Below are 19,984 nucleotides of genomic sequence, written 5' to 3'. Positions count from 1 at the left end.
ACCATGAGCACCCCCAACCCGTTCGACGACCCCGACGGCTCCTTCCACGTCCTGGTGAACGACGAGGGCCAGCACTCCCTGTGGCCGGCCTTCGCGGAGGTGCCGGCCGGCTGGCGCACGGTCCTGGCCGACGCCGACCGGGAGTCCGCGATCGCCTACGTCGACGCCAACTGGACGGACATGCGGCCGGCGAGCCTGGTGGCCCAGCAGGGCTGACCGGGCTCCGGTCTCCACCGGGCGGACCGGACCATCCGGTTCTGCCGGTGTATGACAGAATTCCTGGCTGTGACCATTCGATTACTGCTCGCAGACGACCAGGAGATGGTCCGCCGCGGCATGCGGCGGATCCTTGAGAACCAGCCGGACATGGAGGTGGTCGGCGAAGCTGAGGACGGCGTCGCCGCTGTGCAAGCGGCGCGTCAACTCCGGCCTGACGTGGCGCTGGTGGACATCCGGATGCCGCGCATGGACGGTCTGGAGGTCGTCCGTCTGCTCGCCGGCCCCTCGGCGGCGCCGCCGATCAAGGTCGTCGTCGTCACCACCTTCGATCTCGACGAATACGTGTACCCGGCGCTGCGCCACGGCGCCTCCGGATTCCTGCTCAAACGCTCGGGCCCGACGCTGTTGGTCGAGGCGGTCCGGGCCGCGGTGGCGGGCGACAGCCTGATCAGTCCGTCCATCACGGTCCGGCTGCTCAAGCACGTCACCGGCGGCCGGCCGGGCGGCCCGGCCATGGTCGAGTCGCTCACCGATCGGGAGGTGGAGATCGCCGGGAAGGTGGCCGAGGGGAAGACCAATTCCGACATCGCCGGCGAACTGTTCATCTCGGCCGGCACGGTGAAGACCCATGTGGCCAGCATTCAGCGGAAGCTGGGCGTCAGGAACCGGGTCGGAATCGCCGTGCGGGCTTTCGAGATGGGATATGCGACCGGTCGATTGGCTGACTGAGGAATTCCTGCGGCCGACGGGTTTCGAAGAACTCGTGGATCAGGGGTGGCCGGTCCGGTGTGCACACCGCACCGAAACGGCGAAAGGCATCCCATGCTCACTCGGCAAAGCGAAAGCCGACTGGATTCACTGACCGGTCTCCGGTTCCTCGCGATGATTCCGGTCTTCCTCTTCCACAGCTCACTGGAGGGAATCTTCAGCGACACCCAGGCGGACTGGGACTTCCTGAACGGCGTCGGCACCTCCGGACACATCGCGGTCTCGTACTTCTTCGTCCTCAGCGGCTTCGTGCTCACCTGGTCGTACCGCCAGGCCGACGGGACCGGGAGATTCTGGCGCCGACGGCTCTTCAGAATCTTCCCCAACCACCTGGTCGCCCTGGCGGCGGCGATCGTGCTGATCAGCCGCTACGCCGACCTGCCCGACTGGAAGGGGCTCGGCGCCCAGGCCCTGCTGCTCCAGGCCTGGATACCCGATCCGGCCTACTTCGACATCGGCAACTCCGTCACCTGGTCGCTCTCGGTGGACCTGGCCGTCTACGCGCTCTTCCCGCTGCTGTACCGGCTCGTCGAGCGCATCCGGGCGGATCTGCTCTGGTTTGTGGCCGGCGCCTGCGTGCTGGTCACCGTCCTGGTGCCGGCTGTGGCCCAGAACTTCGTCCACGACGACCGGCCGATGCCGCTCTTCGGGGTCTCGATCGACCAGTACTGGCTGGTGTACTTCTTCCCGCTGGCCCGCATGGCGGAGTGCCTGCTCGGCATGCTGCTGGCGCGGATCGTCCTGACCGGCCGCTGGATCACCTGGATGCGGCCCTACGTGGCCGCTCCGCTCGTGGTGGTCGCGTACTGGGTCGGCCAGCACCTGCCCTACCTGTACCGGACGAGCGCCGCCACCGTGATCCCGATCGGTCTGCTCACCGCCTCCCTCGCCGTCGCCGACATGGCCGGCCGGCGCACCGTGCTGAACCACCGCATCGTCGTCCGCCTCGGCGAACTCTCCTTCGCCTTCTATCTGTTGCACAACCTGGTGCTCAAGTACGGTCACCTGGCCCTGGGGGCCGTGGAGAAGGACGGGGACCTGGTCGGCCCCAGCTACGGCATGCCGGCGGGCATCGCGCTCATCGTCGCCGCCTTCCTGCTGTCGCTGCTGCTGGCCTGGGTGATGAACGTCCTGGTGGAGCGGCCGGCCATGCGTCGCTGGTCCCGGCCCCGGCCCGTACCGCGTCCGGCACCGACCCCGGTCGGGGGGACGGCGTGACCGCTCGTCCGGCCATTGTGCCGTCCCCGCGGCCGCGAAAGATCTGCCGAACGGCAGATGTCTGATCGACGGCCATCTGTTGGGGGGCACACCGCTGCCGCGCCCTGCGTAGGCTCGGCCCGGTGCAGACCGAACTGATGCCTGACTCGCATCGCCGCCGCGTGGTGTGTGCGACGGCCGTGTTCCTGGTCGCGGCTCCGGCGGCGATCGCCCCACCGAGTGCGTGGATCGTGGCCCTCGTCGCTGTCTTGGCGATGGCGGTCGCGATCCTGCGCCGACCGCTGGGCACGGTCTCCCCGGTCGTGGCGGCCGGCCTGGTGGCGGTGCTGTCGGTCGCCGCCGACATCGGCTACCTCGGGCGGGAGGGGCTCGTGCTGCCGTGGTTCCCGTTCGAGTTCGCGTCCATGCTGGTGCTGGTCGGGCGGGTGATCCGGCGGGCGAACGTCCGCCGCGCGGCGGTGGTCGGCTCGACGCTGACGCTGGCGCTGATGGCGCTGCCGCTGCGGTTCACCCTCCGGCTGCCGCAGACGGTGCTCGGGCCCTCCGTGGTGGCCGTCGCGATGGCCATGTTCCCGGCGGCGTGTGCCGTGGGCGTCGGGCTCTACCTGCGGGCGAACGACGACCGCCGGGTCCGTGCGGTCCAGCGCGCCCGCCGGGAACAGCGGCTCGAAGTGGCCCGGGACCTCCACGACTTCGTCGCCCACGAGGTGACCGGCATCCTGCTGGAGGTGCAGGCGGCCCAGGTCGGCGAGCTCGACCGGTCCCAGGTTGAGGAGTTGTTGGTCCGGCTGGAGGAAGCCGGCCTGCGGGCGCTGGACTCGATGGACCACACGCTGCAGACGCTGCGCGACCCGGACGCGCCGGCCGCCGCCGAAACGCCGCCGACCCGGGTGCACGGGCTCATCGACCTCCCGGAGTTGGTCGACCGCTTCCTGGCCTCCGGTCCGGTCGACGGCGCCCTCGAACTGGAGCCCGGCCTGGCCGGGTCGGCGCCGCGGGAGATCGAGGACGCGGCGTACCGGGTGGTCCTGGAGGCACTGACCAACGTCCGCCGGCACGCCCCGGGCGTCGGCCGGCTGGAGGTGGAGGTGGTCCGCGCCGACGGCCCCGCCCTGCGGGTCACCGTCACGGACAGCGGGCGCCGGGGTGGCCCCGGGGGCCTCGGAATCCGCCGCACCGGTGACGGCGGCACCGGCCTGGCCGCCGTGGCGGAGCGGATCACCGCGCTCGGCGGAGACCTGTCCGCCGGCCCGCACGGCCAGGGCTGGCGCGTCCGCGGAGTGCTGCCCCTGCGCCCCCCGGCCAGCCGGGCCTGACCGGCTGTGGCGACCGGCGGTCCCCCTGCCGATCGGCAGGGCCGGCCGGTCCGATCGGAGCGGCAATATCTGCCGAACGGCAGATGCCGGCCGGGCGCGGGTCGACGACGCTGTCAACGTGCCCAGCCCCAGCCTTCCGGAGGAACCGGTGGTCTCACGCAACAAAGCCGTACCCGCCCTGCTCGTCCTGGCCGTAGCCGCCATCGTTCCGCTGACCGGCTGCGCCAAGGCCATGGACGCCACGCCCGAGGACAAGACCTTCGAGTTCAGCGGCACCAGCCTGAACGTCAGGTCGCACGGCATCCCGACCGACCTCGTCGCGGCCGACCGCAAGGACGTCAAGGTCACCCGGTGGTTCGACAAGGGATCCAAGGTCGGAGACGCCAAGGAGGCCTGGAAGCTGGAGAACGGAACGCTCGAACTCCAGGCGCGGTGCACCGGCTTGGCCAACTGCGACGCCAAGTTCCGGGTGGAGGTCCCGCGCGGCGTCGCCGTGACGCGCGACGGCAAAGAGACGGATCTGAAGGGCTGAGACGGATCGGTCCGACGGGGAAGAAGAAGACGATGCTGGAACTGATCGACATCACCAAGGTGTACAAGGGCGGCAAGCGCGCCGTCGACGGCATGACGATGCACCTGAACCCGGGCATGCTGGGCCTGCTGGGGCCCAACGGTGCCGGCAAGTCCTCGCTGATGCGGATCGTGTCCACGGTCACCAGGCCCACGAGCGGCCAGGTCCGCTACGAGGGGACGGACGTGGTGGCCAACCCGGACCGGTTGCGCCGCGAACTCGGCTACCTGCCGCAGGACTTCGGTGTCTACCCGAACCTGACCTCGCGGGAGTTCCTGTCCTACCTGGCGGCTGCCAAGGGCCTTTCCGCGCGCTCCGCCCGGGCCCGGATCGACGAGCTGATCCAGTTGGTGAACCTCACCGAGGCGGTGAAACGCCCGCTCAGCAAGTACTCCGGTGGCATGCTCCGCCGGGTCGGCATCGCCCAGGCTCTGCTGGCCGACCCCAAGGTGATCGTGGTCGACGAGCCGACGGCGGGCCTCGACCCGGAGGAGCGAGTGCGCTTCCGCAACCTGCTCAGCGACCTCGCTGCCGACCGGGTGGTGATGCTCTCCACCCACATCGTCTCCGACGTCGAGTCGGTCGCCTCCGACATCGCCGTGGTCGCCCAGGGCCGTCTGCTGCGCCGCGGCGCCCCCGACGAACTGCTCCGGGAGATCGACGGGCAGGTCTGGGAGGTCCTGGTCGCCCCCGCCGAGGTGCCGACCGTGCAGGCCCGGCACGTGGTCAGCCGCATGGTGCGGACCGCGCAGGGGGTGCGGCTGCGGCTGCTCGCTCCCGCTGCGCCGACCCGCGACGCGGTCCGCGTATCGCCCGACCTCGAAGACGCCTACCTGGGCATCATCCACCGGCCCGCCGAGCGGACCCCAGCCGAGCAGCAGGCGGTGCGGTGGTGAACGTGCGCGTGCTCGCCGGGCTGGCGGTCGGCGACTTCCGCGACCGGGTGCGTCGACCGGCGTACGCGGTGACCCTGCTGGCCGCCATCGGACTCGGCTACCTGGCCGTCCCGAACGTGAACAGCACCTGGGTGATCATGGACGTCGGCGGCAACCGGGGCATCTACAACAGTGCCTACGTCGGCGCGGTCACGGCCCTCGCCGGAGCGCTCTGGCTCACCTTCGGCGGCTTCTACGTGGTGCGCAGCGGCATCGCCCGGGACGAGACCAGCCGGGTCGGCCAGATCCTCGCCGCCACCCCGCTGCGGACGTCGAACTACCTGTTCGCCAAGTTCCTGAGCAACCTGCTGGTGCTCGCCTCGATGACCGGTGTGCTGGCGGTCACCGCGCTGGTGATGCAGCTGGCCCGCGGCGAGAACCGCTCGGTCGACCCGGTCGCCCTGATCGAGCCGTTCCTGCTGCTCTCGCTGCCACTGATGGCCCTGACCGCCGCGGCCGCGATCCTCTTCGAAACGGTGCCGTTGCTGCGGGCCGGCTTCGGGAACGTGGTCTGGTTCGTGCTGGCCCTGGTGATCTCGATCGGCGGCCAGTCCGGCTCCGCCCCGTTCGGCGGCCTCGGCGTGCACCAGGTCGCCCAGTCGATGAACGCGGCGATGGGCAACCAGCACCTGGAGGCCGGCGAGGGCGGGTTCAGCCTCGGCCTGACCAAGGTGAGCAAGCCGCTGGGCACGTTCCTCTGGGACGGCTTCGACCCGTCCGGCGGCTTCGTCCTCGGCCGGGTGGTGCTGGTCCTGCTGGCCTGCGCCGTCGCCCTGCTGCCGACGCTCTGGTTCGGTCGGTTCGACCCGGCCCGCGCCGCCGGCTCCGCGGCACCGGCCAAGGCGGCGGAGGAGGCGGCGACCGCTGCGGCGGCCGGACCGGCCGCCGTCGATCCGCTGGCGCCCGCCCCGGCGTCCCCCTGGTCCACCGCCCCGGGCGCGCTGCCGAGGACGGAGCCGATCCAGGCCGGCGCCTTCGGCCGCTTGCTGGCCGGCGAGGTCCGGATCCTGCTCCAAGGGGTCTCGCCCTGGTGGTGGGCGGTCGCCGGTGCGCTCACGGTGGCCGGCTTCGCCCTGCCGATGGACACCGTGACCGGCATGCTGCTCCCCGCCGTCTGGCTCTGGCCGGTGTTGATCTGGTCGCGGCTGGGCAGCCAGCAGGTCGAGAACGGCCTGGAGGTGCTGCTCGGCGCCTACCCGACGGCCCGGCGCAGGATGCTGGCGGAGTGGGCGTCAGGGCTGGTGCTGACCGCGGCGATGGGCGTGGCCCCGCTGGTGCGGATGCTGGTGGCCGGTGATGGCCCCGGGGCGGCGCACTGGCTTGGGGGCATGCTGTTCATCCCCTCGCTCGCCATGTCGCTGGGCGTGGTGAGCCGCACCCACCGGGTCTTCCAGGCGATCTACCTGCCGATCTGGTACATCCTCGTCAACAACGTCGCGGCCCTCGACTTCATGGGCGCGGTCCGGGTGAACGGCGAGCCGACCGGCCCCAGCCCGCTGCTGGTCACGGCGCTGTCCGCGGCGATGCTCGCCGTGATGTTCCTGACGGGTTCGGCCCGGCGCAACGTCAAGGGATGACCGGGGCAGCGATGTCCGATTCGGAGGAGGACGGCGTGTGCGAGGCCCAGGCCCGACGCATCGCCCGGCTGGAGTCCGAGGTCGAGGAGCTCAGCTCGGCCAACGACCTGCTCAGGCAGGTCGCCGAGTTCCTCGCCGACCGGCCCTGCGGCTGCCGGCCGTCCGACCGGTCCGGCCGGGCCCGCCCCTCCCGAGGCGACGGTCCAGGCTGACAGGCCATCACGATCCACCGGTCGGGTCGACACCGTTCCGACCGGTCAGGCCGTCGCCCTCGCGAACCCCCGCGCGAGGGCGACGGCCGTTCTGCCAGCGGCGACCTCCCGCTGGACGGTGACGGGACCGGCACCCGTCCGGGCCGCAGCGCCGAGCGGCCGAGTGCTGGGCTGGACGATCCGGGGCGTGCGACGATGCGGGTATGAACCGCCTGGCCGATGCCACCTCGCCGTACCTGCTGCAGCATGCCGAGAACCCGGTCGACTGGTGGCCGTGGGGGGTGGAGGCCTTCGCGGAGGCCCGCCGACGCGGAGTGCCGGTGCTGCTCTCCGTCGGCTACGCCGCGTGTCACTGGTGCCACGTGATGGCGCACGAGAGTTTCGAGGACGCCGGCCTCGCCGGGTACCTGAACGAGCGGTTCGTCGCGGTCAAGGTGGACCGGGAGGAGCGCCCGGACGTCGACGCCGTGTACATGGAGGCGGTCCAGGCCGCGACCGGACAGGGCGGGTGGCCGATGACGGTCTTCCTCACGCCCGACCAGGAGCCGTTCTACTTCGGCACGTACTTCCCGCCGGAGCCCCGGCACGGGATGCCGTCCTTCCGGCAGGTGCTGGAGGGGGTGGACGCCGCCTGGCGGGACCGGCGGCAGGAGGTCGGCGAGGTGGCCGGGCGGATCCGGGCCGACCTGGCCGAGCGGGCCGCCGTCTACTCGGCCGGCGCCCACAACCCGCCCGGTGAGGCGGACCTGCACCAGGCGCTGGTGACCCTCAGTCGGGACTTCGACCAGGCGCGCGGCGGTTTCGGCGGCGCGCCCAAGTTCCCGCCGGCCATGGTGGTCGAGTTCCTGCTGCGCCACCACGCGCGCACCGGTTCGGAAGCGGCGCTGGAGATGGCCGTCCGCACCGGCGAGGCGATGGCCCGCGGCGGCATCCACGACCAGCTCGGCGGCGGCTTCGCCCGGTACGCGGTGGACGCCGGCTGGGTGGTGCCGCACTTCGAGAAGATGCTGTACGACAACGCCCTGTTGCTGCGCGCCTACCTGCACCTGTGGCGGGCCACCGGGTCCGCGCTCGCGCGGCGGGTCGCGCTGTCCACGGCGGACTTCCTGCTGCGCGAACTCCGCACCCCCGAGGGCGCGTTCGCCTCCGCGCTGGACGCGGACAGCCTGGACGAGGAGACCGGGCAGTCCGCCGAGGGCGCCTACTACGTGTGGGAGCCGGGCCAGTTGGTCGACCTGCTCGGCCCCGCCGACGCGGCCACCGCCGCCCGGCTGTTCACCGTCACCGCCGAGGGCACCTTCGAGCACGGCACCTCCGTCCTCCAACTCCTCGCCGATCCCGAGGACTTCGCCGAGTACGAGGCGATCCGCGCCCGGCTGCTCGCGGCGCGTGCGGCGCGGCCCGCGCCGGCCCGGTACGACAAGGTGGTCGCCGCCTGGAACGGCCTCGCCATCGCCGCGCTCGCCGAGACCGGCGCGCTGCTGGAGCGGCCCGACCTGGTCGAGGCCGCCGAGCAGGCCGGCGACCTGCTGCTCGCCGTCCACCTCACCCCCGACGGCCGGCTGCTGCGCACCTCCCGGGACGGCCGGGCGGGCGCCAACGCGGGCGTGCTGGAGGACTACGCGTGCACCGCCGAGGGCTTCCTCGCGCTGTACGCCGTCACCGGGGAGGCGGAGTGGCTGCAGCTGGCGGGCGGCCTGCTCGACACCGTCCTCAAGCACTTCGCCGACGAGTCCTCCGGCGCGCTCTACGACACCGCCGACGACGCCGAGGAGCTGATCCGCCGCCCGCAGGACCCGACCGACAACGCCACCCCGTCCGGCTGGACGGCCGCCGCCGGCGCCCTGCTCACCTATGCCGCGTACACCGGCTCCGACCGGCACCGGACGGCCGCCGAGCGGGCCCTCGGCGTGGTCGGCGCGCTCGCCGGGCGGGCGCCGCGGTTCATCGGCTGGGGCCTCGCCGTGGCGGAGGCGCTGCTCGACGGGCCGCGCGAGGTCGCCGTGGTCGGCCCGGCCGGACACCCGGCGACGGCCGCGCTCCGGCGGACGGCGCTGCTCGGGACGGCGCCGGGCGCGGTGGTCGCGGTGGGCACGCCGGAGGACCGCGAGGTGCCGCTGCTCGCGGAGCGGCCGCTGGTCGACGGGGCGCCGGCGGCGTACGTGTGCCGGCACTTCGCCTGCGATGCGCCGACCACCGATCCGGTGGCGCTGGCGGAGCGACTGGGCACGGTGGTCGGGTAGCGGCGGGTGGGCGGTTGCGGGTGGGCGGTCACCGTCGCGGTCGCGGTCGCGGTCGCGGTCGCGGTCGGGCGGCGTGCGGCGGGCCGGGCGCGGCGGGCCGGATAATCGTTGGCGGGAGCGGACGGGTCGGGGCGAACATGGGCCATGACCTGGACTTTCAGCACCTCCCTCGACGATTTCCGTGCCCAGGCGGGTGCCGCCCTCGCCGCCCGCCCCGCCCAGAACACCGTCCTGCTCACCATCACGCACCGGCTGGCCGAGTCCGGGCTGGACGTGTTCGGCAGCACCCCGCCGGTCTTCGGCTGGTGGCGGGCCGAGGAGGGCGGCCCGGTCGAGGGCGCCTTCCTGCAGACGCCGCCGTTCGACCCCCGGCTCTCCTTCCTGCCGGAGCCGGCGGCCGCCGAGCTGGCGGTCGAACTGGCCGCCGCCGGAGCGGGGTTCACGACGGTGAACGGGGTCGGTGGAGCCGACGGCGCGGTCCGGGCCTTCGCCGCGGCGTGGACGGCGGCCACCGGCACCGAGCAGACCGTCCGCTTCGAGGAACGGCTCTACCGGCTCGGCCGGTTGACCGATCCGCCGCGCCCGCCTGCGGGCCGGCACCGGCTGGCCGGGCCGGCCGACCGCGAGCTGGTGATCCGCTGGTACCGGGAGTTCATGGCCGAGGCGGGGGTCGAACTGCCGGACGTTCCGCGGGCGGTGGACGAGAAGACGGCAGCCGGCGGGCTGCACCTCTGGGAGGACGGGGGTGAGCCGGTCGCGCTGGCCGGCACCAGTCCGGTGCTCGTCGGGATGTCCCGGATCGGCCCGGTCTACACGCCCGTCGAGCACCGCGGCCGCGGCTACGGCAGTGCCGTCACGGCCGCTGCCTCGGCCCACGTGCTGACCTGCGGCGCCACCGAGGTACTGCTGTACACGAACCTGGCGAACCCGACCAGCAACTCGATCTACCAGCAGATCGGGTACCGGCCGGTGGAGGACTGCCTGGTCGTGGACTTCCGGGCGCGGTAGCGGAGTTGACGGATGCCGGGCGCGTCCGCCGCCCGGAGCGCGCCGGCGGCGTCACTCCCAGTCCCAGCGGATCCCCAGGATGCACGGCCGCAGCGCGGTGCCGACGAGATGCACGCAGCGGCGACCGTCCAGGGTCAACTCCTCCGTCTCGTAAGGGGCTTCGCCCGGGGAGTGCAGGGCGAAGCGGTGGCAGCGGACGGGGAGGGCGGCGGGGTGGAAGGTGATCTGGAGGACGTACTGGCCCGCGCCGGAGTGGAAGCCGCGGACGTACTCGCAGCTGGGGTCCGGGGAGGGCGCGTCGTCGAAGCCGTAGCCGAGCAGGTGGGTGTCGCCGGCGCGTAGCCGGCGGTCGAGGAGCAGTTCGGCGGCGAGCAGGTGGTGGGCCCGGTCGCGGCGGATCCGGCCGGGGCGGCAGTTCTCCTCGGCCCGGACGCCGACCCGGGTGATGTCGCTGCCCGGGTCGCCCTGGTAGAGGGCGAGGTAGCGGTCGATGCCGTCGCGGTGGGCGCGCAGCGCGTGCTGGGAGTCGCGGCGGGCGAGCCGGCGGTCGGGGCCGACCCGGATGCGTTCGATGTGGGTGACGGTGTGCAGGCCGGTGTCGCGCGGGCCGGCGAGGGCGGTGAGCAGGGCGTCGACGGCGGTGGCGGGGGAGATGAGGTCGCGGTAGGGCCGTACGGGCGGGCCGGCCGGCGCGGTGCCGGTGGCGCGGCGGGGGCCGAGCAGCCGGGTGAGGGAGTGCGCGGGCAGGTCGAGGACGTCCTCCAGGGCGGCGACGGCGCGCAGCGACTCGGGGCGTTCGGGTCGGCGGTGGCCCTGCTGCCAGTAACTGAGGCTGGTGAGGCCGACGTTCACGCCGCGCAGCGCGAGGTGGCGGCGGATCCGGTGCAGCGTGAGACCCCGGACGGCGATGGCGGTGCGCAGGGCGAGGTGGAACGGGCCGGTGCGCAGGGCGGCGGCGAGGTCGGCTGGGTCGCTCCGGTGGATGACGGCCTCCTGGCGGGCGGTTGGGCGGGCGGTTGGGCGGGCGGACCCGGCTGGCGGACGGGCTGGCGGACGGGCTGGCGGACCGGCGTTTGACCGTGAATATTCACATCGGTGCGGCGGTTTGTCACCGGTCCGCGCCTGCTGCGCGGGGGTTCCGCGGGCGGTGTTCACACCCGGGCCCGCCCGTTCACACCCCGACCCGGGCCCGCCGGAAGGCCGTTGACCCGCCTCCGGCGAGGCGCGATGCTCGGGGCGCGATCCGGACCGCGCCCCCACAGCACCTCGCTCCATTCGCGCAAGGAGGCATCCCCCCATGCCAGTTCCACGGACAGGGCTGCGCAGAGCGGTCGCCCTGCTCGCCCTCGGCGTGCTCGGCCCGGCGCTCACCGCCGCGGTGGCCGCGCCCGCGATCGCCGCCCCCACGGCTGCCACCCCCACGGCCGCCGCCCCCACGGCAACAGCCCCCGCCCCGCACCAGGTCCGCCAGGCCGCCGCGCCCGGCAGCACGGCCGATCAGGCCGGCACGTACAAGAAGCTCAACATCACCATGCAGCAGCAACAGCAGACCAACTGGTGCTGGGCGGCGAGCGGGAACACCATCGCCACCTGGTTCGGCTACGGCTACAGCCAGAACCAGTTCTGCAACGCCGCGTTCGGCCGCGCCGCCGACTCCAGCTGCCCCAACAGCCAGGCCACGCTGGCCGACGTGCAGAACGGGCTCGACCGGATCGGCATCAACCCGGGCTCGTACGTGACCGGCTACCTGCGCTACGGCACCGTGCAGGCCGAGGTGGACGCCGATCGTCCGGTCGAGACCCGCATCCAGTGGAGTTCGGGCGGCGGGCACATGCACGTCCTCTACGGCTACGACACCGGGAACGACTGGGTCTACTGGGGCGACCCGTGGCCGTCCAATTACCGCTACAACTGGGCGGATTACTGGTACTACGTGGACAACGACACGTTCTCGTGGACCCACTCCCTGTACCGGATCGGCGCGTGAGGGCGACCATGACCGAGAACCGCAGCCTCCGTCGGGCCGCCGCCGGCGCCCTGCTCACCACCGGCCTCGCGCTGGCGCTCGCCCCGGCCGCGCACGCCGCCGCACCCGGGCCGGCCGCCCAGGCCCAGGCCGCCGCCCAGGCCCCCGCCCCGGTGTCCGCCGCCGAGCTGGCCCAGGCCCGAAGCGCGGTCCAGGACCCGGCCGTCCTCGACAGGGTCGGCCACTTCTTCGCCCGCAAGGGCGTCCCGCCGACCCAGCAGCTCACCATCGGCGCCGCCGAGGAGGCCCGGGCGGCGAACGCGGCCGCGCCCCGGCTGGCCGGCGACACCGTGCCGGTCTACGTCCTGGACGCCGGCTTCGTGTCCGGGACCCCGGGCGCACCGGTGGCGAAGGCCGAGTTCACCGCCAGCAAGGTGGTCGCGGCGGACGGACAGACCGCCTCGGTCTGGACGGTCCGGCAGGGCGGGTCGTGGCGCGTGGTGAACATCGCCTCGGGCGGCGACGAGAGCGACTACGCGGCGAAGGCGGCGGCCGGCGGTGGCGGCACCGCCTTCCGCGAGCCGCAGGTCAACGCCTGGTACGCGCTGCGCGACGGGCGGGTGCTGCCACTGGACGACGAGGCCCGGCTCTCGGTCGGCGCGGACGGCGTGACGCTGGCCGCCTACCAGCGGCTGGTGCACCAGCGGTACGGGGACAAGCTGCCCGGATCGGCGTACGACCGGGCGGGCAAGGGCGGCGGCTACCGGCCGGACGCGACGGCCGCCACGGACACCTCGGACGCCACCGACTCCACGGGCGCCGCAGCCACTGCCGCGCAGCCGACGGCGCCCGGCGGTGCGGCGCTGCCCGCCGCGACGGCGGCCGCGGCCCTGGGCGCCACGGCGCTGGTGGGTGCCGCCGCGGCCCTACGGCGGAGGACGGGCATCCGCCGCGGGTGAGGGGGAGCGGGGCCCGGCCGAGCGGACCGGGCCCCGCTGCCTTCTCCCCTCTTACCCCCACCAACCCGCACGCGACGGAGCTCCGGAGCTCCGGGTGCCGTCGCGTGCTGTGATGCCGCTGTCATCGGTCCGTCACGTTCGGTGATGTGTCGTGGAAGTGCTCCTTCCGCACAAGGAATTGACGCAACGTTGATCTGTCGTTCGCCGCCCGATGGCAGTGAGGAGTGACTGTCGGTAGATACCATGTGGCAATCGGTCAGTGCTGGCCGACGCGTGCCGAGAGCGGAGAAGGGGTGGGGCGGCAGGAGCCGACCACGAGCCCGGCACCGGGAAAGGGGAGCCGAAGTGGCCGACACGGACGACAAGCGGGCGAGTGCCCAGGTGTGGGGTGCGGCGGTGGTGGTGGCCTCCGCGCTGGCCGTGGTGGCGGCCTATCTGATCAACGGCGCCCTGCTGGTCCTGGCGGTCGCCGGGGTCGAGACCGTGCTGCTCATGGTCTACGTCGGTCGGCGCTGGCGCGCCCTGCACGGCCGGCCCGCCCCGGTCCGGCACCGTCCGCGCCGGGGCATCCCGGACGCCGCGCACTGCGAGCGCTGCCGCCGGGCCCGGGAGGCGCTGGACGCGCGGCAGGCGCGCGGGCGCTCCGCCGGTGCGGTGCGGCCGGAGTCGTCGGCGCGGCCGGAGGCGCTGTCGCACGCGGGGCACCGGTCGTACCAGGAGCACGAGGCGTACCCGGAGCACGACGCGCACGGGGAGGACGGGGCGCACCAGGGGCGCGAGCAGTACCCGGACTCCGCCGCGCAGTCGGAGTCCGGCGCCGGCGACCACCCGGCGTACCCGCGCCGCCCGCAGATCCGTGCGCCGTACGAGCGGCCCTGGACGGCGGAACGGGCGGCCGCCCGGTCCGTGGACCGTTCGACCGCCCGTCGTGGTGCGCCGGGTTCAGCCGGCCGTGCTGTACGCCACCAGTGAGACGCCGACGTACTGCACGATGAACGCCCCGAGGGTGAAGGCGTGGAACACCTCGTGGAAGCCGAACCAGCGCGGTGAGGGGTTCGGCCGCTTGAGTCCGTACACCACGCCGCCGATGCTGTAGAGCACCCCGCCGACGATCATCAGCACCAGCACGGCGACGCCGCCGGTGTGCAGGAAGTCCGGCAGGAAGAACGCGGCCGCCCAGCCCAGCGCGAGGTACACCGGCGTGTACAGCCAGCGCGGCGCGCCGACCCAGAACACCCGGAACGCGATGCCGGCGAGCGCGCCGCCCCAGACCGCCCAGAGCAGCAGCTGCTGGTCCGCGCCCTTGAGCAGCAGCATGGTGAACGGCGTGTAGGTGCCCGCGATGATCAGGAAGATGTTCGCGTGGTCCAGCCGGCGCAGGACGGCGTCGCCGCGCGGGCCCCAGTCGAAGCGGTGGTACACCGCGCTGACCCCGAACAGCAGCCACGCGCTGACCGAGTAGATCGTGCAGGCGATCGTGGCGGGCGTCGAGTCGGCCAGGCAGATCAGCACGATCCCGGCGGCCACCGTGGCGGGGAACATCCCGGCGTGCAGCCAGCCACGCCACTTCGGCTTGCTCTCCCCGCTCTCCGCAGGGTTCTCCGCAGGGTCCTCCGCGAGGCTCTCAGCGAGCGCAGCAGCAGTCATGCGCAGCATTTTACCCGTTACCTACGGATCCGTAGGTTACCGACGCGTAGGAAGTGGCGATCATCACTCTTGGACGTTTTGGAGTATTTGAAGTGTGGCCCGGCGCACTCCGTCCCGGACGTGAGCGACCTGTTACCGGCCAGTAATCATACTTACTGTAGTAAAAGATGCGTCAATTTCGACGCTTCGGGGCGCTGGAGGCTTGAGGCCGGAGCTACGCTGCAAGCACCCTCAGACCCCCGCAACGCCGTCTCTTCGCCGAGATGGCGTGAAACGGAGCGATCGTGTCGTACGAGATCTCTGCTCTCAGCGCATCCGCGCCCACCCGCCACAAGCAGCTGCTCGCTTGGGTGAGCGAGATCGCCGAGCTCACCCAGCCGGACCGCATCGAGTGGTGCGACGGTTCCGAGGCGGAGTACCACCGCCTCGCGGACCTGCTGGTGGCTCAGGGCACCTTCAAGAAGCTCGACGAGGACAAGCGCCCCAACTCCTACTACGCCGCCTCGGACCCGACCGACGTGGCGCGCGTGGAGGACCGCACCTACATCTGCTCCGAGCAGGAGAAGGACGCCGGACCGACCAACAACTGGAAGGCCCCCGCCGAGATGCGGGAGGTCTTCCAGGGCGAGCAGGGACTCTTCCGCGGCGCGATGAAGGGCCGCACGATGTACGTCGTGCCCTTCTCGATGGGCCCGGTCGGCTCCCCGCTGGCCGCGTACGGCGTCGAGATCACCGACTCCGCCTACGTCGCCGTGTCGATGCGCGTGATGACCCGGATGGGTCAGGCCGTGCTGGACCAGCTGGGCGAGGACGGCGACTTCGTCAAGGCCGTGCACACCGTCGGCGCCCCGCTCGCCGAGGGCGAGGCGGACGTGGCGTGGCCGTGCAACACCACCAAGTACATCTCGCACTTCCCGGAGACCAAGGAGATCTGGTCCTTCGGCTCGGGCTACGGCGGCAACGCCCTGCTCGGCAAGAAGTGCTACGCGCTGCGCATCGCCTCGACCATGGCCCGCGACGAGGGCTGGCTGGCCGAGCACATGCTCATCCTGAAGCTCACCCCGCCGGCCGGCGCCACCGGCGAGGCGGAGCCCAGGTACGTCGCGGCCGCCTTCCCGTCGGCCTGCGGCAAGACCAACCTGGCCATGCTCCAGCCGACCGTCCCGGGCTGGAAGGTCGAGACGATCGGCGACGACATCGCCTGGATGCGCTTCGGCGCCGACGGCCGTCTGTACGCCATCAACCCCGAGGCCGGCTTCTTCGGCGTCGCCCCCGGCACCGGCGTGGACACCAACGCCAACGCCATCCAGACCCTCTGGGGCAACACCGTCTTCACCAACGTCGCCCTCACCGACGACGGCGACGTGTGGTGGGAGGGCCTCACCGAGGAGCCCCCGGCGCACCTGACCGACTGGCGCGGCAACGACTGGACCCCCGAGTCCGGCACCCCGGCCGCCCACCCGAACGCCCGCTTCGCCGTCCCGGCCGCGCAGTGCCCGACCATCGCCCCCGAGTGGGAGGACCCGGCGGGCGTGCCGATCTCGGCGATCCTGTTCGGCGGCCGCCGCGCCACCGCCGTCCCGCTGGTGACCGAGTCCTTCGACTGGCAGCACGGCGTCTTCCTCGGCGCCAACATCGCCTCCGAGAAGACCGCCGCCGCCGAGGGCACCGTCGGCGAGCTGCGTCGCGACCCGTTCGCGATGCTGCCGTTCTGCGGCTACAACATGGGCGACTACTTCGCCCACTGGCTGAAGGTCGGTGCCCAGGCGGACGCCACCAAGCTGCCGAAGATCTACTACGTCAACTGGTTCCGCAAGAACGCCGAGGGCAAGTTCGTCTGGCCCGGCTACGGCGAGAACAGCCGCGTGCTCAAGTGGATCGTCGAGCGCCTGGAGGGCACCGGCGAGGGCGTCGAGACCCCGATCGGCGTGCTGCCGACCGTCGACGGCTTCGACCTCGGCGACCTGAAGCTGTCCCAGGAGGACCTCGACCTGCTCTTCACCGTGGACGCCGACATCTGGCGCCAGGAGGCCGCCCTCGTGCCGGCCCACCTGGAGACCTTCGGCGACCACACCCCGAAGGAGCTGTGGGACGAGTACCGGAACCTCGTCGCGCGCCTCGGCTGAGCCTGAGCCTCAACCGAGCGAGAGGCGGCCGCGCGGCACGAACCGGGCGACCCGCCGACGTGACAGGACGGCCGGAGTTCCGCCGGACGATCTTTCCCCGACCAAGGAGATCGTCCGGACCGGGACTCCGGCCGTAGTGCTTTCCCGAACGGGCTCAGAGCAGCGTGATGTTCGTGATCCAGGCCTTGTTCGCCGGGGCCACGCCGACCGTGGAGTCGTGCCACTGGCGGGCCGGGGCGCCGTCGTCGGTGCGCCAGTCCGCGATCTCCAGCAGCGCCGCGGAGTTGAGGTTGGACAGGCCCATCGCCTTGCCGGGGCCTATGTCGCCCCGGTACAGCCAGCCCTGGTTCCAGCCGCCGGTGCAGTCCCACTGGCGGGCGGGGGCGCCGTCGTCGGTGCGCCAGTCCGCGATCTCCAGGCACTTCCCGGAGTTGTGGTTGACCAGCATCATGATGCCGTTGGCCAGCTTGAAGTCCCAGCGCTGGTTGGCGCCGCCGGTGCAGTCCCACTGGCGGGCGGGGGCGCCGTCGTCGGTGCGCCAGTCCGCGATCTCCAGGCACTTCCCGGAGTTGAGGTTCACGACGGTGCTCGACGTCGGGATGCGGAAACCGCCGTTGTAGGCGGAGGCGGGCGTGGCCGGCAGGACGGCGGTCAGCGCGACGGCGGCGCCGGCGACGGCCGCGGCGGCGCGGGCAGGGGTGAGCGGAAGGCGGATGGTCAAGACGGGCCGGTCCCTTGCGGAGGAGTGGGGGCAGGGGAGCGGAGCCTCCCGGGCCGTCGAGCGACCCGGTGTCCGCGTCGGCCCGGGCCTCCGGCACACCGCCGACCGGCCCGTCCCCCCTACGGCCCGGAGAGGAACCCGGGCCGCCGACGCGCGGGAATCCTACGGTCCGGCCGGTGGTTCGTGGTTAAAGGAGAGGTCAAGGTTGGGCGTGGTCAGGGTTGGGCGTAGCCGGCCAGGAAGTCGCCGATCCGGGTCACGGCGTCGGTGATCTCCTCGGGGCGGGGCAGGGTCACCAGCCGGAAGTGGTCCGGCTCGGGCCAGTTGAAGCCGGTGCCCTGGACCAGCAGGATGCGCTGGGAGCGCAGCAGGTCGAGCACCATCCGGGCGTCGTCCTTGATCTTGTAGACCTTCGGGTCCAGCCGCGGGAAGGCGTACAGGGCGCCCTTGGGCTTGACGCAGCTGACGCCCGGGATGTCGTTCAGCAGCCGGTACGCGGCGTCGCGCGAGGCGAGCAGGCGTCCGCCGGGGAGCACCAGGTCGCGGATCGACTGCCGGCCGCCGAGCGCGGCGGCCACCGCGTGCTGGGCGGGCATGTTGGCGCACAGCCGCATCGAGGCGAGCACGGTGAGGCCCTCGATGTAGCTGCGGGCCCGGGTCCGGTCGCCGGAGAGCACCATCCAGCCGGAGCGGAAGCCCGCGACGCGGTACGCCTTGGACAGCCCGTTGAAGGTGACGCAGAAGAGGTCCGGGGCCAGGGTGGCCAGCGGGACGTGCTCGGCGTCGTCGTAGAGGATCTTGTCGTAGATCTCGTCGGCGTAGACCACCAGGTCGTGCCGGCGGGCGATCTCGACGATGCCCTCCAGCACCTCGCGCGGGTAGACCGCGCCGGTCGGGTTGTTCGGGTTGATCACCACGATGGCCCTGGTCCGGTCGGTGACCTTGGCCTCGATGTCGGCGAGGTCCGGGTACCACTCGGACTGCTCGTCGCAGCGGTAGTGCACCGCGGTGCCGCCGGCCAGTGAGACCGAGGCGGTCCACAGCGGGTAGTCCGGGGCCGGGACGAGCACCTCGTCGCCGTCGTCCAGCAGGGCGGTCATGGCCAGCTGGATCAGCTCGGAGACGCCGTTGCCGAGGAAGACGTCGTCGACGGAGAGGCCGTGCAGCCCGCGGTCCTCGTAGTGCATGACCACCGCGCGGCGGGCGGAGAGCAGGCCCTTGGAGTCGCCGTACCCGTGCGCGTTCGCGAGGTTGCGCAGGATGTCCTGGAGGATCTCCGGGGGCGCCTCGAAGCCGAACGTGGCCGGGTTGCCGGTGTTGAGCTTGAGGATGCGGTGGCCCTGTTCCTCCAGCCGCATCGCCTCGTCGAGCACCGGGCCGCGGATGTCGTAGCAGACGTTGGCGAGCTTGCTGGACTGGATGACCTGCATGCTTGCCTACTCTAGGGGTACGGACGACCCCTTCGGTGGGTCTCCGGGAGAGTGGTCCGCGGGGCTCGGAGGGGCCTCCTTGGATCGGCAGGCGGGGGCGTTGACGGGCCTTCCAAAGGGGGAGCCTGCTGTCCGGAATGCTCGCGTATGCGAGGAACGCGGGCCGGTCGCGGTCCGGAACGAGACGGACGGCACACCGCACGCCGCATCCTGTCGCCTCCCACGACGTCCTGCCGAGTCCTGCCGCGCCCCCGCCGCTTCCCGGTGTGCCGGACGGCGCCCCGCCCGGCGCGGCAGGATGGGGCCGGTGCGTCGATCGAGGAGGGGGTGCGCCGGTGATGCCGGTCGTGGTCGCGGCGGTGCTGGTCGGTCTCCTGGCGGCTCCGCCACTGCGCGGGCTGGTCGCCCGGTTCTCCGTGCCGGAGGGCGAAGCCTGGTGCGACGCCTGTCCGTCGTGCGGGCGCGAGGTGCGCCTGCTGCCGCCGACCGGGTGCTGCCCGGGCTGCCGGGGGCGGTTGGGCGCGGGCGCGTGGTCGGTGGAGTCGGTCGCGGTGGCGGTCGCCGTCGCGGTGGCGTTCGCGGCGGACGGGCCGGCGGTCGCGGCGCTGGGCTGGGCGGCCGCGCTCGGGGTGGCGCTCGGCTTCGTCGACGCCCGGGTGCGCCGACTGCCGTACCGGCTGACCCTGCCGCTGCTCGGCGGGGTGGTCGCGCTGCTGACGGTGGCGGCGCTGGCCGAGGGGCGCCCCGGGGTGCTGGTGCGCTGCCTGCTGGTCGCGCTCGCGGTCGGCGCGGTGCTCGAACTCGCGGTCTGGGCCCGCGCGTTGGGGCCCGGGGACTCCCCGCTCGGGCTGGCGCTGGGCGGACTGCTCGGCTGGTACGGCTGGTCGGTGGCGCTCGGCGGGCTGTTCGCCGCGGTGGTGCTGGCCGGTCTCTGGGCGGTGCTGCGGGCCGCCGCCGCCCTGCTCCGCCGCCGCCCGGTGCGCGGACTCGACGTCCCGGTCGGCCCGTTCCTGCTGCTCGGCGCGCTCACGGCGGTGCTGGCCAGGTAGCGGGCGAGCCGGCGGTGCC

Annotated in this window: 19 protein-coding genes; 15 read left to right on the top strand and 4 right to left on the bottom strand. The window is 72.9% G+C overall.

Features of this window, described 5'->3' with window-relative positions; all coding sequences use genetic code 11:
- Positions 1 to 3 precede the first annotated feature (3 nt).
- From AB0Q99_RS08785 to AB0Q99_RS08740, 10 genes are all read left to right on the top strand, one after another.
- Entirely contained in the window at positions 4 to 216 is a 213-nt protein-coding gene (locus tag AB0Q99_RS08785; RefSeq protein ID WP_363569594.1) for an MbtH family protein, read from the top strand.
- Between the two features lie 69 nt (positions 217 to 285).
- Positions 286 to 948: a response regulator transcription factor gene (locus tag AB0Q99_RS08780; RefSeq protein WP_363569593.1), complete on the top strand. Its 663-nt coding sequence runs from the start codon at positions 286 to 288 to the stop codon at positions 946 to 948.
- A gap of 93 nt (positions 949 to 1,041) precedes the next feature.
- A complete protein-coding gene (locus AB0Q99_RS08775) occupies positions 1,042 to 2,205 on the top strand; it encodes an acyltransferase (protein ID WP_363569592.1) in 1,164 nt (387 codons plus the stop codon).
- A 137-nt stretch (positions 2,206 to 2,342) separates the two neighbouring features.
- Entirely contained in the window at positions 2,343 to 3,521 is a 1,179-nt protein-coding gene (locus AB0Q99_RS08770; protein WP_363569591.1) for an ATP-binding protein, read from the top strand.
- Between the two features lie 118 nt (positions 3,522 to 3,639).
- On the top strand, positions 3,640 to 4,053 hold the full coding sequence (locus tag AB0Q99_RS08765; protein WP_363569590.1) for a hypothetical protein: 414 nt from the start codon (positions 3,640 to 3,642) through the stop codon (positions 4,051 to 4,053).
- A 32-nt stretch (positions 4,054 to 4,085) separates the two neighbouring features.
- Complete coding sequence (locus tag AB0Q99_RS08760) at positions 4,086 to 4,988, top strand: ABC transporter ATP-binding protein (RefSeq protein WP_363569589.1); 903 nt, start codon at positions 4,086 to 4,088, stop codon at positions 4,986 to 4,988.
- Positions 4,985 to 6,604, top strand: coding sequence for a hypothetical protein (locus AB0Q99_RS08755; protein WP_363569588.1), 1,620 nt, complete (start codon positions 4,985 to 4,987; stop codon positions 6,602 to 6,604). The genes AB0Q99_RS08760 and AB0Q99_RS08755 overlap by 4 nt, the downstream gene beginning before the upstream one ends.
- 11 nt (positions 6,605 to 6,615) lie before the next feature.
- Positions 6,616 to 6,816, top strand: a complete 201-nt coding sequence (locus AB0Q99_RS08750; protein ID WP_363569587.1) for a hypothetical protein — start codon at positions 6,616 to 6,618, stop codon at positions 6,814 to 6,816.
- Positions 6,817 to 7,019: 203 nt separating this feature from the next.
- The gene (locus AB0Q99_RS08745; RefSeq protein WP_363569586.1) at positions 7,020 to 9,059 is read left to right on the top strand and encodes a thioredoxin domain-containing protein; all 2,040 of its coding nucleotides are present in this window, start codon (positions 7,020 to 7,022) and stop codon (positions 9,057 to 9,059) included.
- A 144-nt stretch (positions 9,060 to 9,203) separates the two neighbouring features.
- A complete protein-coding gene (locus AB0Q99_RS08740; RefSeq protein WP_363569585.1) occupies positions 9,204 to 10,067 on the top strand; it encodes a GNAT family N-acetyltransferase in 864 nt (287 codons plus the stop codon).
- A 51-nt stretch (positions 10,068 to 10,118) separates the two neighbouring features.
- Here the strand turns inward: AB0Q99_RS08740 and AB0Q99_RS08735 are convergent, their stop codons facing one another.
- On the bottom strand, positions 10,119 to 11,051 hold the full coding sequence (locus AB0Q99_RS08735; protein ID WP_363569644.1) for a hypothetical protein: 933 nt from the start codon (positions 11,049 to 11,051) through the stop codon (positions 10,119 to 10,121).
- Positions 11,052 to 11,364: 313 nt separating this feature from the next.
- Here AB0Q99_RS08735 and AB0Q99_RS08730 point away from each other — a divergent pair, with 313 nt between their 5' ends.
- From AB0Q99_RS08730 to AB0Q99_RS08720, 3 genes are all read left to right on the top strand, one after another.
- Positions 11,365 to 12,054, top strand: a complete 690-nt coding sequence (locus tag AB0Q99_RS08730; protein WP_363569584.1) for a papain-like cysteine protease family protein — start codon at positions 11,365 to 11,367, stop codon at positions 12,052 to 12,054.
- A gap of 8 nt (positions 12,055 to 12,062) precedes the next feature.
- Positions 12,063 to 12,992, top strand: a complete 930-nt coding sequence (locus tag AB0Q99_RS08725; protein ID WP_363569583.1) for a hypothetical protein — start codon at positions 12,063 to 12,065, stop codon at positions 12,990 to 12,992.
- Between the two features lie 345 nt (positions 12,993 to 13,337).
- Positions 13,338 to 13,964, top strand: coding sequence for a hypothetical protein (locus tag AB0Q99_RS08720; protein WP_363569582.1), 627 nt, complete (start codon positions 13,338 to 13,340; stop codon positions 13,962 to 13,964).
- Here the strand turns inward: AB0Q99_RS08720 and AB0Q99_RS08715 are convergent.
- On the bottom strand, positions 13,935 to 14,639 hold the full coding sequence (locus AB0Q99_RS08715; protein WP_363569581.1) for a hemolysin III family protein: 705 nt from the start codon (positions 14,637 to 14,639) through the stop codon (positions 13,935 to 13,937). The genes AB0Q99_RS08720 and AB0Q99_RS08715 overlap by 30 nt on opposite strands.
- Before the next feature lie 284 nt (positions 14,640 to 14,923).
- On the opposite strand from AB0Q99_RS08715, the gene AB0Q99_RS08710 reads away from it, so the two are divergent.
- Positions 14,924 to 16,765 (top strand): phosphoenolpyruvate carboxykinase (GTP), encoded by a 1,842-nt coding sequence (locus AB0Q99_RS08710; RefSeq protein ID WP_363569580.1) that lies wholly within the window; start codon positions 14,924 to 14,926, stop codon positions 16,763 to 16,765.
- Between the two features lie 154 nt (positions 16,766 to 16,919).
- On the opposite strand, the gene AB0Q99_RS08705 is transcribed toward AB0Q99_RS08710, so the two are convergent.
- Complete coding sequence (locus AB0Q99_RS08705) at positions 16,920 to 17,486, bottom strand: RICIN domain-containing protein (RefSeq protein ID WP_363569579.1); 567 nt, start codon at positions 17,484 to 17,486, stop codon at positions 16,920 to 16,922.
- A gap of 215 nt (positions 17,487 to 17,701) precedes the next feature.
- Entirely contained in the window at positions 17,702 to 18,916 is a 1,215-nt protein-coding gene (locus AB0Q99_RS08700) for a pyridoxal phosphate-dependent aminotransferase (RefSeq protein WP_363569578.1), read from the bottom strand.
- 338 nt (positions 18,917 to 19,254) lie between these two features.
- Here AB0Q99_RS08700 and AB0Q99_RS08695 point away from each other — a divergent pair, with 338 nt between their 5' ends.
- Complete coding sequence (locus AB0Q99_RS08695; protein ID WP_363569577.1) at positions 19,255 to 19,965, top strand: prepilin peptidase; 711 nt, start codon at positions 19,255 to 19,257, stop codon at positions 19,963 to 19,965.
- The last annotated feature ends 19 nt before the right edge of the window (positions 19,966 to 19,984 follow it).

The sequence above is a fragment of the Kitasatospora sp. NPDC086791 genome, from assembly GCF_040685975.1.
GTDB lineage: Bacteria > Actinomycetota > Actinomycetes > Streptomycetales > Streptomycetaceae > Kitasatospora.
This window is presented reverse-complemented; position numbering and strand designations above follow the sequence as displayed.

Bases quoted from the DNA above. Each gene is read 5' to 3' on its own strand.
- AB0Q99_RS08730 (WP_363569584.1), top strand. From the start codon at position 11,365: ATGCCAGTTCCACGGACAGGGCTGCGCAGAGCGGTCGCCCTGCTCGCC.
- AB0Q99_RS08740 (WP_363569585.1), top strand. From the start codon at position 9,204: ATGACCTGGACTTTCAGCACCTCCCTCGACGATTTCCGTGCCCAGGCG.
- AB0Q99_RS08770 (WP_363569591.1), top strand. From the start codon at position 2,343: ATGCCTGACTCGCATCGCCGCCGCGTGGTGTGTGCGACGGCCGTGTTC.
- AB0Q99_RS08785 (WP_363569594.1), top strand. From the start codon at position 4: ATGAGCACCCCCAACCCGTTCGACGACCCCGACGGCTCCTTCCACGTC.
- AB0Q99_RS08750 (WP_363569587.1), top strand. From the start codon at position 6,616: ATGTCCGATTCGGAGGAGGACGGCGTGTGCGAGGCCCAGGCCCGACGC.
- AB0Q99_RS08760 (WP_363569589.1), top strand. From the start codon at position 4,086: ATGCTGGAACTGATCGACATCACCAAGGTGTACAAGGGCGGCAAGCGC.
- AB0Q99_RS08700 (WP_363569578.1), bottom strand. From the start codon at position 18,916: ATGCAGGTCATCCAGTCCAGCAAGCTCGCCAACGTCTGCTACGACATC.
- AB0Q99_RS08775 (WP_363569592.1), top strand. From the start codon at position 1,042: ATGCTCACTCGGCAAAGCGAAAGCCGACTGGATTCACTGACCGGTCTC.
- AB0Q99_RS08725 (WP_363569583.1), top strand. From the start codon at position 12,063: ATGACCGAGAACCGCAGCCTCCGTCGGGCCGCCGCCGGCGCCCTGCTC.
- AB0Q99_RS08715 (WP_363569581.1), bottom strand. From the start codon at position 14,639: ATGACTGCTGCTGCGCTCGCTGAGAGCCTCGCGGAGGACCCTGCGGAG.
- AB0Q99_RS08745 (WP_363569586.1), top strand. From the start codon at position 7,020: ATGAACCGCCTGGCCGATGCCACCTCGCCGTACCTGCTGCAGCATGCC.
- AB0Q99_RS08695 (WP_363569577.1), top strand. From the start codon at position 19,255: ATGCCGGTCGTGGTCGCGGCGGTGCTGGTCGGTCTCCTGGCGGCTCCG.